The organism is Proteiniphilum sp. UBA5384 (genome assembly GCF_002410825.1).
Classification (GTDB): domain Bacteria; phylum Bacteroidota; class Bacteroidia; order Bacteroidales; family Dysgonomonadaceae; genus Proteiniphilum.
The window spans coordinates 1-16,888 of record NZ_DHOS01000035.1 but is presented as its reverse complement, the minus strand read 5'-3'; the positions used below and the strand labels follow the sequence as shown (position 1 = coordinate 16,888).

Genomic DNA, 16,888 nt, shown 5'->3' with positions numbered 1-16,888 from the left:
CTTTATCGATCATTAAACTACGGGAGTCACTTCCATTATGGACATAAGCGTGATAAAGCATCCAATCTACTCCCTTGTCATCGGTAATAATTCTCGAATTGTGACCCGGACCTGCAAACATCTCATCGCCCCTGATCACTACTGGCTGGTAACCGGGTGGATTCCAGGCATCATAATTCTTCATATCCACACCGCTCCTGCTCAGATAAGGGCCTCCAAGCTGAGTGGATCTTCCGACCACCACTTTGTAGGAACTGTTCATCCCCTCGCAACATGCACCGGTAGATGCAAACAGGTAGTAGTAACTCCCCCTCTTGTGAATATACGTGGCTTCAAAAGAATTACCGGCAATCTGTTTCTTTTTCGTCGTATCCTTCACGGCATACCCGTCTGCCGTCAGCTCTGTCATAAAAATACCATGGAAGCTCCCCCAAAAAAGATAGCGTTGTCCGTTCTCCTCAAAAAAACAAGGATCAATTGAATTATGGACACCCATCTCTGAACTGACAAATAATTTACCATCAGAATTGCCCGGAGGAGGCAAAAAAGGCCCCTGTGCCAGATCAGATATCCCCACACCTATCCCGCATGTGGCCCCCCCGCCCCATTTGGATATGGAATAATACATCACATACTTGCCATCAAAATAGTTGATATCGGGTGCCCACATCCCCGTCTCACTTACATTATCTTCCGTGAAATCCGGCCTCTCACTAAACACCTCACTCGAACTACCCGCTATCCGGCTCCAATTAACCATATCAGTCGATTTATAACCTCTCACACGGCCTGAAGTCACATAAAGATAAAAAGTATTCCCCACACGAATCACTGTCGGATCCGCATAACTACCCGCTACAATAGGGTTTGTAAGATAATACTCATGACCCTGTTTCAACCTCACCGTAAATTCTTTCGAAGTGCCATCCTCCCCTTCAATGACATACACAACCGGCTTGGAAAAATCATGTTTGCCAACTCCGCTTGTCTGTGCCACCCCGTTTACTTTGACAACCGCATTTTTTTCAATTGTTGTGAATTCCGGTTGTAACGATGAGATATCTATATTCAGGGGGATTTCATTTTCATTTGAAATCTCCCCGGTTTCCAGGTGAATGGAGGGTTGATATTTTTCCATCTGCTTACCGGGAAAAGTGAATGTCCGGAAGTTATTCGATAATCCTTCCTTGGTGATGGTAACCTTGTATGACTGTTGTTTTTTGTCCGCAACGAAAAGATCATACACGATCTCTTCAGAAAAATTGTTTTCTCCTCTCCCACTCTGCTGCTCCTTACCGTTAACCTTAAGTATTGCATTCTGATTATTTAACCGGAATTCTGCAATCAACCGGGAAAGATTGACATAGGGGGGAATCTCCTGCTTATTGGTAATGATATGATTTACATTGTCCACGTGAAGCACATGATTGACTGCTCTTTGATCCCACACAGAGAAATAGGTAATTTCTGCCGGGATAACTTTGTTGTCGGGATCCCCACATGAGCACAAATATAAGCCAACAATAAGCGACAACCAATAACCAATATTCATCTGACTCATAATCATTATTTTATCTTCTAAATTATTGACTTGTAGCGGAGGATACAGGGTTACCTGTATTTGCGGCAACCCTGTACACCCTCACAAACATTCCATTACCACTGAATTTGCTGATCTTCGTCAGGAATCAGAGTATTGAGGTCACGCTGCATAGACAAAGATCCCGATACCGAGTACTTGATCACATTGCCCGGAATAGTTGTATAATCATCAAATTCGTATGCCAGATTCAGGGTGATATACACATGCTTCAGGTATGGCTTTGTTGCATCCATTGCTTCCTCTACCGAATAACTCGGTTGCCCGATTACTTTCAGTTTGATATCCGGATTATCCGTATAAATATTCAACTTTTTGGTAAGGAGATCTACCTTCTCATCGGTAAACTCAACAAAAATCTTGTACAGTTTACGGTCAGGAGAATCAATATTTCTAGCTCCCGCATAGAGAAAAATGGTTTTATCATCCACTACAAAAGTTCTGTAACTACTTAACGTCATCGGATTCTGGGTGTCTCCCTCCAACACAATTTTATACAATGTCCCAGCATATGTACCGGAATAATCATTAAACGGATTGATCCGCAGCAGCGCCTTCCGATAGTGTTTCCGGGGATTCGGCTGGTAATTGTTCGCCGGATCTTCGAGAATGGTCAGAGGTAACACCCATTTGTCAGACTGATCCAGATCGCCCAACGTAAATTCTATGGGAAGTGTGACGGTAGATTCACCGGCAGGGACCTCGACTGTTTCCGGAAAACTGTAATATTTTTTATCCAACACTCTAAAATAGAGTTCTTCACGGTGACCATAACGTTCTTCGTTTAAAACAGCCATTGTATCGAGATCCAATCCTATACGCACTGTACGCTTTTGTATATTCGGAGTTGAACCGCTGATAATTACAGGAAGTTGATAGGTCACTTTCCCTTCGGGGTGGTAGCGCAGGTATGCAAAAGTCACTCCATTTCCGTCGGGTTCGGCTTTAAAGGAAGCCTGTTGCACATATTGTTCATCTTCCCATTCGTTGTTGCATGACACACAACATATTGCTGTTGTGATCACTAAAAAAAGATAATATATATTTTTCATTTTTGTAGTATGTAAAATTATTCAGGATTTGTCCAACCCGGATTCTGGGTCAATTCTTTATTCCTTTTCAATTCCGTATGATGAATGGGCCAGAACCAGGATTTCAAAGCAAATATAGGTGCCAGTGAAGGTACTTCCACGGGCGTATGGAAAAGATCCGCCATTGCTTTGCCGGCATATATGTTGCAACCGTAGGTAGAGGCAGCCTCTTCTACCGGGGCGTCCATCCAACGACGAAGGTCAAAATAGCGATGCCCTTCGGCAAACAGTTCAATCTGACGCTCGCGCTTCAATTTCTCACGAAATCGGTCGGCATTGGCATACACATTATCCGGATAATCGGGCACACCGGATCGAATACGTACAGGTTGGATACCAGCCTTCATCTCAGCAATATTGCGGCTGATAGAGTGCGTTTTGTTCCCGTCCCAGGAAGGAATGCTATGCTGTCCGGTGAGTTCATTCAATGCTTCCGCATAGATCAGCAATATTTCCGCATAACGGATAGCCGGATCCACTTTCGGCCGGATACGACCTCTGTTATACGAACCTCCTATCAGACTGATGTCGTCCGGATGCACGTACTTCTTTATTCCAATACCGGTAAGCAGTGAATAGTTGATCTTATATCCGTTGTCCTCACCGCGGTAATAGAATATCTGCTTGTTCTTTTGCTCCTCTGCAGATTCATCAGCATTCAGAAAATACCAGGTACTTCCGTTGTAGGCAACAGATGCATAAAAACGAGGTTCACGTTTTGCATATTGCTTGGAGACACCTGCCCCCTGGGGTCCCAATTCGGGATAATCAGCCAGTTCACTCGCAGCCACATATCCGGTTGCCCGTTCACGGCTATCATAGCGACCCTCATAACCAGGCAAGCTGGCATACATGGAGTTCATACCCGGGGCATCCGTACCATCTGCCATAGAGTATGCATCCACCTGCTTTTGCGTCATTGCATGTGAATTGTATCCCTTGCCCCAGGTACGCGGTAGCTGGTGCAGGACCATTGCGGCAATATTTTCATTCGAATTGTTTTGTCCTCTGGTAAAAATCAATTCCGGGTTTTCATTGGCAGGAATCTCACCGTTGAACAAAGAGCGGTAAGACTCAAACGGATCAATATTCTTCCAGCCGTTCGGCCAATCCTTATCTGAAAAGTTTTCGTCATAGGGGGGAGTGACGGTTGCCGGATACCCGATAGCATCCGTATCCTTGAAATATGCAACGTGCAATGTATAGAAGTTCAGATCCATGACATCCTTGGCTGCAGCAGCTGCTCTGGCCCATTTCGACTCATCATAGGTCGGAGAAAGAAGCGGATTCCCCCGTTTGTCAACCATGGCGCTTGCCACCTCTGTCGGGGCTTTTCCATTGAACAGCGGGCTGGCTCCGAACAACAATACTTTGGCACGAAGCGCAAGAGCAGCTCCCCTTGAAGGGCGGGCCAATGCTTCCACAGAACGTTGAAGAGGCAGCATTCCCGCAGCGATGATCAACTCATTTTCGATATAATTCACACATTCTTCATAAGTACTACGGGGTTGAGCAACCTGGTCATACTCTTTCATGTAATCTATTCCTGCATCAGGGACAATGGGTACAGGACCATATGTTCGAAGCATAATCCAGTAGTAGTAGGCTCTCAGGAAATGTGCCTGACCTTTCATATCGGTGATTTCCACTTCGCTGAACATCTTATTAAGGTCAATATATTTCAACAAAATGGAAGCCTGTCGGATCCCCTTATATGCATTTTCCCAGATTCCCTGGGCTTCACCATTCAATCCGCTTTCACTATACCGGCCCGCTTTCCAGTTCGCGTACCGATTTCCTTCGCCATCGAAATACATGTCGTCGGCAAAATTGAAAGGAACATCCTTTTTACTGGCCACATCCTGCAGATATCCGTTACCCAGATAGGAGTATGCGCGCGCCATCCACTCGTTCGTATAATCCTGATTCTTAAAAACATCCTCAATAGACATCCGTTCATCAAACAGGTAATCAGAGTCCAGATAATCGGTACATCCACCCATTATTAGACCCAATCCTGTTACAATCGATAAAATGACAATTATTTTTTTCATATGTGCGTGTTGTTTAAAGATTAACTGCTACACCCAGTGAGAGGGTTTTGCTAAGTGGGTAGTTCTTTCCGTGTGAACTTCCCATTTCCGGATCCCACAATTTGAAACCAGACCAGGTTAGCAGGTTCGTACCGATGAAGAATATGCGAACTTCGTTGAAATGTGCCCTGTTAACCAATGCCTTGGGAAGCGTATACCCGACATCCACCGTTTTCAGGCGAATATAGGAACCGTTTCTAAGCCAGAACGTAGACTGTCTGTTGTTGTTACTATTGTTTCCGTAAGTCAGACGTGGGTAATCGGCATTCGGATCCTCGGTTGAGGGATCGCCGGATATTTCGGACGAAATCCAGCGGTTCGATGCGGCCATATCTTTCAAGATATTTCCCCAACCATCTCCAGTACTAAACATATAAACTGTAGAGCCATCGATGAAATAGGTTGATTTACCTACTCCCTGAAAATGCAGGCTCACGTTCAACCCTTTCCATCTGGCAGAAGTGCCGAATCCATAGGTAAGATTCGGTCTTGTAGTGGCACCGATAGCCACCCGGTCATCATCATTGATGACACCGTCACCGTTGATATCCTTATATTTGATATCACCTGGCATTACCTCTCCGTAAGTTTGCCTCGGACTGTTTCTGATTTCTTCGTAATCCTTAAATAGTCCCAAAGCAACGAGTCCTCGGGCCTGGTTTACCCTGTGGCCTTGTTGCATCTTGTACCAATAGACCGTGTTTTCTTCATCTCTTTCCAGAATCTCATTCTTGCTGTAGGTAATATTTCCACGCAGTGTCAGGTTCACCTGTCCCAGGTCCTGTCTTAGCGTAAAATTTCCATCAAATCCCTGTGCCTTTACTATACCCACGTTTGCCGAAGGATTGCTCTCCAAACCGGCCATCCATGGAAGATAATTGCGTGTCATATAAATTCCGTCGCGACGTTCGCGAAAATAATCCACAGCTCCCGAGAGCTTATCTCCCAACAGCGAAAAGTCAAGCCCCAGGTCCTGCTTGGTGGCTATTTCCCATGAGACATTTGGTGAAGCCAAAGAAGAGTATCGCATTCCACCGTAGTATCTATCAAAATTATAATCGGCAAATTGGTAACCACCGGTAGACTCAATTGTGTATAGGTAGGGGAACCGGATGTCTCCCAGATTGTCATTCCCTGTCTTACCATGTGAATAACGGAGTTTCAGCATATTCACCCATTCTACATCCTTCATAAAGGGTTCCCCTGTAATATTCCAAGCACCTGAAACAGCCGGAAAAAAGCCGAACCGATTATCCCTATGGAAATTTTCGGAACCGGTATATCCAAAATTGAAGTCTATAAAATAACGAAGTCTCCAATTATAATTAAGGCGTCCTGCCAATCCCTGGTTCCGACGGGAGATACCATTCTTCAGATCGGAGCCTATACGCTGGGTTTGTATCTTAGCAGCCTGGTTATACTTCACTACTCCTCCCAAACGATGATCCTGAAATCTGCGGTTATAGTGCATTTCCCATTCAAAGAATTCCCTCCGGTCCCCGTTCGAGTTCGAATCCTGTGTCATTTTCACTTCCGGCGCCACTCTTTCAAAAATCAATTCGCCATCGAGGGAACGATAACGTTTTGCCAACCACAGCTCCGGATTTTTCTTACGGGTAATCCAGTTCGAGTTGTTTGTGTCATATCCGAACCGACCGATAAAGCGAAGGCCTTTTGTAATGAAATCGAGTTGCTGGTCGAGGGTCACATTCGTTTGGATATTGTTCTGCCAGCTTTCGTTAAAACCGGTCATGGTAGCCTGTACCCACGGATTGAAACGATCCTGATCATTATCGGGATTGTCATCATTATCGGGGACAGACGGAACTTTTCCATCAGAATAGAGTTTGGGCACCATAATGGAGTTGTATCCCATCAGGGCGGTCCATATTGCCGTACTGCCAACACCGGGATCGTTTTGTTTCCGCAGCGAGCCGGCTATACCTACCTTTAGCAAGGTCGTTTTTGTAATATCCACATCCACATTCATGCGGTAGGTATACTTCTTGAAGTTGGCGTTGGTATTGTACTCTCTTAATGTCTTGTCGGTTTTGTACATACCTTGCTGATCCTGGTAACTTCCGGAAATAAAATAACGGGCTGTACTTCCCCCACCGCTCATATTCAAAGTGGATCGTGAGCTCCAGGCTCCATCACGCAGCATCAAATCCATCCAGTCTACATTGGGATACAGGTCCGGATCCAATCCCAAACGAAAAATCTCGAGTTCCTCGGGTTGGAACAACGGTTCCTGGTTACGTGTAATCTTTGCCTCATTGGCCATGGATGCATAGGTGTATCCATCTACAAATTCGGGGAGTTGGGTAAGCCTGTTGTAAAAACCTTCCATCTTTGCGCTGATATTGATCTTACCATCCTTACCACGTCTGGTATTGATCAAAATTACGCCATTCGCTCCCTTACTACCATAGATAGCAGTAGCAGAAGCATCTTTCAGTACGGAAAAGGACTCAATATCCTCCACATTGACCTCATTCAGGTCTCGCTCAAAACCGTCAACCAACACCAATGCAGCGTTACTGGCACCAAAGGTGGAAATACTTCTGATCCAGAATTCAGACACGCTGCCAGGTCGTCCGGATGTTTGCATCGCCATGATACCGGGAACCACGCCAGCAAATGAATTGGCAATAGAAGTCGTAGGATTGGCCTTTAACTCTTCCACGTCCACATTGGTAATGGCTCCCGTAACGGCTACTTTTTCCTGGGGGCCGGTAGCAGTGACCACCAACTCATCAATCAACTGGGTTACCGACTCTTTCAGGGTCATATTAATCACCCGTTGATCCTTCACCAATACCTCCTCCGTTTCAAAACCGATATATGAGAAAACCAGCGTACGGAAAGTCGTTACTTTTAAACTGTATGCCCCATCCAAATCTGTAATGGTACCCAATCCGGGCATATCTTTCACAATAATATTCGCCCCTATCAGAGGTTCCCCGTTTGTGTCGGTAACAACTCCTTTTATAGTCACCTCCTCCTGTGCCATGGCGTTTGCCGAAAGCCCAAGGAATAACAAACATGTCAGTAAAAAATTCTTCATCTTATAAAGTTTGTGTGTTTATCATTCATTATTCTTCGTAACCGATCTTACGGATAAGAAAATTACGCGTATCTCCAACATAAAAACATTTCCTAAGTTCATCGTACACGATCGACTCCGGCCAATTGAAACGAGCTTCCAGACGAAGATCCCCATCGTTGTATCCCCAAGTACCATTATTGCCCCGTCCCGCAAAGGTCTCCACCCTTCCCATTGGAGTCAGTTTTCGGATAGCATGATTATCCCTGTCGCAGAAATAAAAATCATATTGGTCGCCACCTTGTGCCTCATAGTCCGGGTTCTTCACAAATGTCCCCTGCATGGGCCAGTTTAAACGGGCACTACTGCCAACCCCGTCCGCATATCCGGCGTTCGCCGCCGCACCACAGACGAGATAGGGTATGGTAAATCTCTTGGTTTCCCAGTCATAATCCGTGCGCATGATATAATGCCGCTCCGATTCGACCAGGTATCCGTAATCTCCTGTGGGATGAATCATCAGCATAAAATGCACTCCTCCGTACGGGTTTTGGAATATTGTCTCTAACGTACCGGTTTCAAAGTCATACCTTTGCACATCACCAGCCCTGAAACGGGTAAAATACATTTCTCCGTTTACCGGGTGGATGGCAGTGGCTTTCACCCCCCTTCCACGAGACACATCGGTTCGGGAAGTAAACCCAGAAGCACGGGTAAACATAAAATTCCCTATTGAGGTATCACTTCCATGGTCACGTGTAACAATCATATCCCCATCCAATGTCCAATTCACACAAGATACATTGTCTATGTTGGTGGTAAAGGTACTAACATACTCATTTTCGAAATCAATCAGACGCGTACCCCCCTGTTGGGAAGCTACATACATATGGTTGGGATTTTGGGGGTCAAATGTCAGCCATCTCATGGTCCGGAAAGAGCCACAATCTCCAAAAGGGCCATCTTTAATTATCCGGTCAGATTCTTTCTCCACATAATCTCCCAGAAAAGTCGAAACAAGCATTTTTTTCTTGTACACAAAGTTGGATTCAGAAACAGCATGTGCCACTTCGTCTCCGTTATCATCCACAATGATCACTTTGATGTCTCCGTCGTATGCTCTCGCCGGAACAATACAATGCAGGTTCTGGTTATTTACGCCTATAACTTTGGCATTTTGTCCTCCAATAATCACTTTAACCCGGGAAGGATCATTTCCGAAATTGTCCCCATACAAAACCATTCGCGTAGCCAATCCACCTACTTTTGGGATAAAGTCTGACACGACTACCGGCTTATCCGGATCGAAACCGCCTCCCTGCTCTTCGTTGTCATCCTTACAACTTGCAAAGCAGAGAGTTATCAGCGCAAGCATTATCCAATGAAGTTGCCAACGCCCAATTTTCATACTGTTTTTCATTTTCATAAAATATATAATTAAAAAATAATAAATTAACCTCGTTAATAAAAAAATCGAGTTAAAACAAAGTGATTACAAAATCATTTTAATAGTATACAATCTATATTATATCACAACAAAAATTATTGTCCAGAATATTTCCTAGGTAAGGTCAAGCGTAAAAAAATCATTTAGTTTTATTTATAGATTTACCGACCAAAGTAAAAAAAACCTATCGAGCTTCTGTATAAAATTCATCTCATAAAATATTAATAATTTATCACTCCCTCCTAAGCATCTGTTTTTATGAAGTATACGAATATTGATTCCCTTTCAAAAAAGATATAAAAAGTAATATTGATATGGATTAAAAAAAATTACTTTAATGAATAAGCTCTTTTATCAATATTCCACCCTTTCACAACTAATCTTCGCTTTTCAGGCACCCATTTTTTGTTCGTCTCTATTGTAATAGTTTTTTTCTCTCCGGGAAGTAAGGAGAAAAAATTATCAGTATAAAAAGAGGGACGAACGGGTTTACCGTCTCCGTTCAGAAATTGAAGTTGTGTGAAAAAAGCAATAGAACCAGATATGTTATTAATATCTATAAACACAAAATAACAATTACTCTCTTCTCTTGTGGTATAATTTACCTTGAGGTCGGCTTTCTTCAGTTTGGATAGTTCCTGAAAACCGGCAGTCGTTGGTCCTGTAAGTGTATTTTTTCCCTCATATTTACTATGCGAACGCCAATAGAAGTTGCTTCCTACTTCCCTGTTTTTATCATCCAACAATCTCAATTTGATAAAATGGACAGGGGATATATCCGAGGGAAAATCGATCTTGAAAATATCCTTACAAACACCATCTTCTGGAATATTGATTTTTGCTTTTCTGGAGAGGATTTTCTTTGCATTCAGGTCATACAGTTCAGCCGTTACCGTGTAATTGTGGAAAGAACGGTAATAATCATTCACTACCGAAACGCTGTTTGTAAGATAATTGAACTGGGGATGCAAGGGTTCACAGGCGTTCTGGGCAGCATACAGTGCAGCTGTCGGTTCCAGCGACCAATCCCACATACGGGCACAAACCTGGCGAATGGGGGAATTGTGATACCAGAACAAAAATCCAGAAGCATAGCGGTCACCATAATTCAATTTGTTTTCATTCCATACTTCCCAGATACTCTTGTAGTTGAACGCCCCCACAAACTGTCCTTTTTCCGCAAACTCTTCAATATTGTGGGATGGACCATATTCATTCACCATATCGGTAAAGAGTGATGTCATCAGGTGAAAACCATTCCCATCGGAATAATCCCATACCTCCCTGTTGATTGGCCAAAGATCCTTTTCATCCATCATTTCACGTAAACACTCCACTGTAGGCAAAGCCGGCGCCCCATACTCGGGATTAAAGCCATCGATACGGCTGCCTCTGTCAGAGGCTGTATTTTCATAATGCCGCATAATGTTCACCTGTTTGTATGGACTCCCGTCATGTACTCCGCAACATTCCGACTGCATCTGATATCCCCTTGTTCCGTCCAATCGCCGGATCAGTTCTTCCGTTTCGGACATTTCGGTCGATTCGTTGGACGAGACATAATAGGCCAAAGAGGGGTGGTTCCGGATACGCTTCACTGTGGAAGCGACATTGCTATAATAGATGTTCCCATCTGCCGGATGTTTGGTATCTCCGGTCATCCAAAACTCTGTCCACACCATGATACCCAACTCATCGCACAACTGAAAAAAATAATCGGACTCGGTGATTCCCCCACCCCAGAATCGAATCATATTGATGCCTGCTTGTGCCGTATAGCGCAACTCGGCATAGGTGCGTTCATTTGAGTTCCGTAGCATATTCTCCGGAAGCCAGTTTGTGCCCTTGATGAAGACGGGTTTACCATTTACCAAAAAAGTACGTGACCGGTCCGGTGTATCGGTATGGGATGTTATTTCCCTTATTCCAAAACGGGTGGAAATGGAATCCAGTATATTTCCCGATTTATCTTTTACTCGTAAGGTAAGATCATACAACTCCTGTTCACCTTTGTTTATCGGCCACCACAAACGGGGTTTCTTGATGATCAACTGAGGATATTCATCCGGGGAGAAAAGCACCTCTTGTTGCTGTCCCCTGATTAATCGTACTTGCTTCTCAAAAACAATATTCTCTCCCAAAATTTCTCCTTCTATGATAAGATCATGAGTGCTCCAGTTATTGTTCGGATTGATTAGCTCTACGGAGATTGTTTGTCTTGACAGGTTATAGCCGGGCTTAGACAGGTCGGACTTCACAAATGGATGACGAAGGGTTACATCTCCCGTGGTATATATGGATATCTCTTTCCATATCCCGGTATTACGGTCCCTGATACCATCCAGAAAAGTAAAATCCCATCCCACGGTCATCAGTTGGGTTACATTTTTCCCGATTTCACCGTTACCTCCGTTCTGAAATTCATTATTCAATGCGCCAATCGCTTTTCCACCCTTTGGTCTCACCGTACCCGGCACATCTACCGGATAAACTTTTACTGCCAGTATGTTCGTTTTGTCAAAAACGAGATAATCGGAGATATCAAGATGCTCCTGATAGAACATTCCTGCCATATTTCCCACCATACTCCCATTCAACCATATCTCTGCGCGGTAATTTATTCCATCGACCTGTAACCATGTTTTCCTGTTCTTGAAATTTTCAGATGGTGCTTCAAACTCCGTTCTGAACCAATACGTATAAAAATCACGACCAGCATGTTGGAGATCGGGGATAAGATTCGATGCTAGTTTATTATTCAAACCATAATAGGGTTCGGGGTAAACTCCGTTATACACCAATGAATTAAGTACGGTGCCCGGCACAATGGCCGACATCCAGTCATTCGTAGATATCCTGGAGGTAGATACATCTTCGGTTTTTCCCACTAATTCATCTGCTTTTTTCATCTTCCAGACAAATTGGCCTTCATGTCCATCGCGAGAGGAAAGTACGGCATTATACACCCGTTCAGTCTTAGCTTCCTGTCCGTATGATAGTCTTGTGTAGAATAGAGTTATAACTAAAAAAAGTAATACTTTTATTTTCATTGTTCTTGCTATCTGATTATAGGGGTAATCCAAGGTTTTTCCGCAATGTATATTATAGAGATTGTGGGAGGATATCACCAGGTGTATCTTTCTCGGGATCGTAAATAGCCACGCTTACCTGAGAATCGGCACATCCATAATATAAATACCATTTTCTCTTGAAATAAACCAATCCTTCAATAAAAACGGTTCCATCTACATATTGCCCGCTTTTCTCAAAGTCTTCCATGGGGCGGAAGAAAGGGACATCTAACCTTTCAATCACTTTCAAGGGATCGTCTAAATCCATTAAAACCTGTCCGGCACTGTATGTCCCGGCAGTGAATCGACGATCACGGCGATCATCATGATTTTGATTTTTTCCATTGTATAGCAATAAAATACCTTTATTGGTCTTGATAGCCGGAGGGCCACATTCAGTTAAGGCACTATCGAAATATCCTCTACGGGGCGCAATCACTGTTCTTAATTCTCCATTCTCATCCAAAATTGGTTTCCAGTCGGTAAGATTTTCAGAAGTAGCCGCCCAGATCCTATGTTCGCCCCAATACATGAAATAGACATTTCCTATTTTGGAGATAACCTGTTTGTTGTTTTTTATCTCCGTTACAATGGATCCGGCCTTACAATGGATGTTCAGAAAACGGCCCTCATAGGCATCTTCAAATGCTGGACCATGCTTCTTCCATGTAATCAAATCCCTGGAAGTAGCGACACATAATCGGGCCTTCTCTCTATTCCATGAAGTGTAAGTCATGACGTAGAGCCCATCTTCTGTTACTGCCACACGCGGATCTTCACATCCCCCGGGCCATTCGTATTTTTTCATATAATCCTCATCGGGATACATCACGGGTACTTGTCTCCGACACATGGTGATACCATCAGGGCTCTCTGCCAATCCAAGACGAGATGTACGTTTGCCTATCCCTGTACCTGAATTATCCTCTGCCCGGTAAATAACGTAGATATTATCTCCTTTTACAACCGCTGCAGGGTTAAAGGTGTCGCTCTCTTCCCAATTAACTACTTGCTTTTGCATTGGACAATAGAACTTGGTACTCGTGATCGGTCGGATTACCGGATTCGCCCCGGCAGGTCGTACAAACCCACCCAAGGCCCACTCCGGTAAAATATTTTGCATTCCATCTCCACCGTTACCTTCTTTCACTTGAAGGTCATTGGCGGACATGCTTATAAAACAAAACAGGCTATATAAAAGGATCAAAAAAAACTTCATATTGATATTCTAAACAATTATTTGTCATTTATGAAGAAGCGCGTCTGCGCACCACAAAAGAGGAGCTTGTCCATGTAAGTCACCGGTATTCTGCCGACGATTGATATAATACTGGTAATCATTGTATGCATTGGTTCCTTCACAGACATTCCTTAAATTGTCATCATCGTTCAGATAAGTCAAAAGGGCAAGCCATGCCTTACGGGCAGCGGTACCATAAGTGACTTCATCCAACCAACCGTTCTTTACGCCCACGATCATAGCATATGTAAACATCGCAGAAGCAGATGTCTCTTTCCAAGAGGTTTTATCATCTACGAGCTGTCTCCACATACCATCTTCAGCCTGGTAATTCAACAAGGTTTTCATCATCAGTTTATAAGCCTTTTCAATTCTCTCCCTGCCTGGATTGTCTTGAGGTAACACTTTCAATAAATCTGCCATGCCGACAGCCATCCAACCATTTCCTCTTCCCCAAAAAAAAGGCACATCAGGTGTATGGTAGAATAGTCCGTTGGGACGCTGTATCTCGTCGAGATACAGTATCATTTCCCTGGCGGTTCGCTCGATATATTTTCGTTCATTCGTCACCACATAAGCTTGGGATTGTACCGTTGTAATCATATACATATCGTCAATCCATATACGTGTCTGCCAGGAATAACCTTGGTCATGCCATTTTATCTCCGACATTCGGGGATCATTCGGTAACTTCCATTGCAAATCACTATATTTCAATCCCATTTTAAGATATTTATCTTCCTTCATTGTTTTATAAATTTCCAGAGGAACGGATCCGAAGACGTTGTTGTCCACATGATTTGCAGGAGGGACAAGATTATCCGAACCCGTATTGAAGAAGATATTATTATATCTCTCTAATAATCGATTGAATAAATTATCATCTCCGATAGTTTTTGTAAACCGGAACGCTCCCAACCATGTACAGACATATGGATAATTTACGCGGGGAGCCTGCGTATCGATAGTTCTGATATATCGCTCAGTAAGTTTTATTCCGATCTCTTTTGGATCGGCTCCTTTTGGAAATTCTGTAAGGTCGTGACTCTCTATTTTCACTGCAGGAGTTTCAATATTTGAACCGATACTGGCATACAGATTTGAAACTAAAAATAAATAGAGAAGTGTACACCCGCTCAAGATTTTTTTGCTCATTCGATTACAATTTTTTTAATTTAAATGGTCTTTATAAAAAACAATTAATTCATTTTCTTAATAAGGCTGCAGCACACCATAGATACGGTGCTTGTCCGTGAAAATCACCGGCTAGACGTGGACGATCATAATAATATTGTTTATCATTCTTTTTACCAGTACCTACACAAACTTCTGTCACATTATTTCGCTCATCAATGAAGAGAACCATTGCCAACCATGCCTTACGTGCGGCAGAACCATATTCTGAAGCATTTAACCATCCCTGTTGAACACCAATGATAAAGGCGTAGGTGAACATGGCTGTACCGGAAGTTTCCGGCCAGAAATCCGGTTCATCAATCAGTTGATTCCACATGCCGTCTGGTCTTTGATGATTCTTCAAACTCTTCATCATAACCTGATAACCTTCCATAATACGCACATAGTTCTTGTGATTTTTGGGAAGTTCACGTAGTAAATCGGCCATACCAACCGCCATCCATCCGTCTCCTCGAGCCCAGTAATAAGGGACATCGGGTGCGTGATAGAAAAGGCCGCTGGGACGCTGTAACTCATCGAGGTAAAGAACCATTTCCTTTGCAGCCCGGTCAATATACTTTGGGTCACCTGTAACTTTATATGCTTCATTTTGTATAACGGTAATCATATACATATCATCAATCCACATACGAGTCTGCCAGGAATATCCTTTTTCGGCCCAGTCCTTTTCTTCCGGTTTTGCATTCACCGGCACTTCCCATTGACTATCGGCATAAGCCAGTCCTATCTCCAGATACCTTTTGTCATTGGTAATTTGATAGAGTTTGAGTGCAAGACTACCAAACATATTGTAGTCTACGTGATTCATAGGAGGTAACAATACTTTTTCGCGTGTGAAAAAAGGTTCGAATCTATTTTGTAATTGTTTAATAAGTTCTCTGTCGTTTGTTTTCAGTGCATAATCAAGAGCTCCGTTCCAGGTACATACTTCGGCATAGTGGATATATCTACCTGCATACAGATCATGCCGGGCATTTACAAAATTATATGCCAAACGATTACCGACTTGTTTTGGACTACAGCCCTTCGGAAATTTCTTCAACTCATTTGTTTGAGCCGATAATAAATAGAAAGGGAGAAAACACAATAAGAAAATTATTTTTTTACACATCATATATTATTTTAATTCATTCAAGTTCTTTTATTTTGATGTTCCGGAACCACACTTCATCTCCATGATCCTGCAGGAGTATCAATCCTTCCTCGGCATTGCCAAAATTCGGCCAGTTTTTGTATTTGCTGTAATTTACCAATGCTTGCCACATTTGGCTATTGCGTTGGTATTCGATAATCTTAATGCCGTTAAGCCAGTGTTGTACATGATTTCCATTTACAATCACCACGGCCGTATTGAAATCTCCACTACGATACGGTTTTTCTTCCGGAGCCGGTATAAGGTCGTAGAGCGATCCCAGCGTTCTGTTCCCTTTAACCCCCAGTTTTGCATCCGGGTGCTTCATGTCATCAAGTATTTGGAATTCACATCCAATGGCCGATCCCTGTCCCTTGTTCAGATTTGTATCCACAAAATACTTGATACCGCTGTTGGCACCCTCGGTAATTTTGAAGTCTACTTTCAAAATAAAATTCTTGTAAGCCCGGGTTGTGACAATGTCGCCACCATTGGAAGATTCGGCTCCTCCGCTCTTATGTACTTTCAAAATTCCATTCTGAATAGACCATCCCTTTGTCGGGAAATGATCCAGTTTGGCGCCTCTCCACCCTTCGGTGGTTTTACCATCCCAGAGCAGCTGCCACCCTCCATTTTTCTCACTTTCGGATAGGGTGTTGGGCTTTTCCTGTGCCCATAATGACAATGTTGCTATTGCTATTAAAAGTGTTATTATTGTTTTTCGTATCATAATTATTTGTATTGATGTGATTTAAATCTTATAAAAATCTTCCCAGCCTTTCCGCGGAGGCTCACCCGTGAGGAAGGCGTCGGCAAAGGCATCGTTGGTCACTCGTTTGGTCTCCCTGTCGAACACAATTTTACGGTTCAGCCGCTGTGCCGCCACACCCAGGCAGAACACCTGACTCAATGGTGCCGATATTTCGAACGGGGAGCGAGTTTTTTCTTTGCCCCGGCAAGCCAGCAGGAAG

General features: G+C 43.4%; 9 protein-coding genes and 2 pseudogenes. All 11 read right to left on the bottom strand.

Features of this window, described 5'->3' with window-relative positions; translation table 11 throughout:
* Nucleotides 1–1,561 (bottom strand): family 43 glycosylhydrolase (locus B4G81_RS07700; RefSeq protein ID WP_294081408.1); only part of this gene is annotated, 1,561 nt, incomplete at its 3' end.
* Between the two features lie 95 nt (nucleotides 1,562–1,656).
* A complete protein-coding gene (locus B4G81_RS07695) occupies nucleotides 1,657–2,652 on the bottom strand; it encodes a DUF4973 domain-containing protein (RefSeq protein WP_238865633.1) in 996 nt (331 codons plus the stop codon).
* Between the two features lie 17 nt (nucleotides 2,653–2,669).
* Nucleotides 2,670–4,745, bottom strand: coding sequence for a RagB/SusD family nutrient uptake outer membrane protein (locus B4G81_RS07690; protein ID WP_294081407.1), 2,076 nt, complete (start codon nucleotides 4,743–4,745; stop codon nucleotides 2,670–2,672).
* A gap of 13 nt (nucleotides 4,746–4,758) precedes the next feature.
* On the bottom strand, nucleotides 4,759–7,851 hold the full coding sequence (locus B4G81_RS07685) for a SusC/RagA family TonB-linked outer membrane protein (protein WP_294081406.1): 3,093 nt from the start codon (nucleotides 7,849–7,851) through the stop codon (nucleotides 4,759–4,761).
* A gap of 28 nt (nucleotides 7,852–7,879) precedes the next feature.
* Nucleotides 7,880–9,238 carry an IPT/TIG domain-containing protein gene (locus B4G81_RS07680; RefSeq protein WP_294081405.1) on the bottom strand — a complete coding sequence of 453 codons (1,359 nt, stop codon included), beginning with the start codon at nucleotides 9,236–9,238 and terminating at the stop codon, nucleotides 7,880–7,882.
* A 368-nt stretch (nucleotides 9,239–9,606) separates the two neighbouring features.
* A complete protein-coding gene (locus B4G81_RS07675; RefSeq protein ID WP_294081404.1) occupies nucleotides 9,607–12,327 on the bottom strand; it encodes a glycoside hydrolase family 2 protein in 2,721 nt (906 codons plus the stop codon).
* 52 nt (nucleotides 12,328–12,379) lie between these two features.
* On the bottom strand, nucleotides 12,380–13,519 hold the full coding sequence (locus B4G81_RS07670; RefSeq protein WP_294081416.1) for a glycoside hydrolase family 130 protein: 1,140 nt from the start codon (nucleotides 13,517–13,519) through the stop codon (nucleotides 12,380–12,382).
* A 72-nt stretch (nucleotides 13,520–13,591) separates the two neighbouring features.
* On the bottom strand, nucleotides 13,592–14,743 hold the full coding sequence (locus B4G81_RS07665; protein WP_294081403.1) for a glycoside hydrolase family 88/105 protein: 1,152 nt from the start codon (nucleotides 14,741–14,743) through the stop codon (nucleotides 13,592–13,594).
* Between the two features lie 49 nt (nucleotides 14,744–14,792).
* Nucleotides 14,793–15,896 (bottom strand): glycoside hydrolase family 88/105 protein, encoded by a 1,104-nt coding sequence (locus B4G81_RS07660; RefSeq protein WP_294081415.1) that lies wholly within the window; start codon nucleotides 15,894–15,896, stop codon nucleotides 14,793–14,795.
* A 16-nt stretch (nucleotides 15,897–15,912) separates the two neighbouring features.
* Nucleotides 15,913–16,575, bottom strand: a pseudogene (locus B4G81_RS07655) (3-keto-disaccharide hydrolase); the annotation flags it as partial.
* Between the two features lie 93 nt (nucleotides 16,576–16,668).
* Nucleotides 16,669–16,888 (bottom strand): annotated as a pseudogene (locus B4G81_RS07650) (gfo/Idh/MocA family oxidoreductase); the annotation flags it as partial.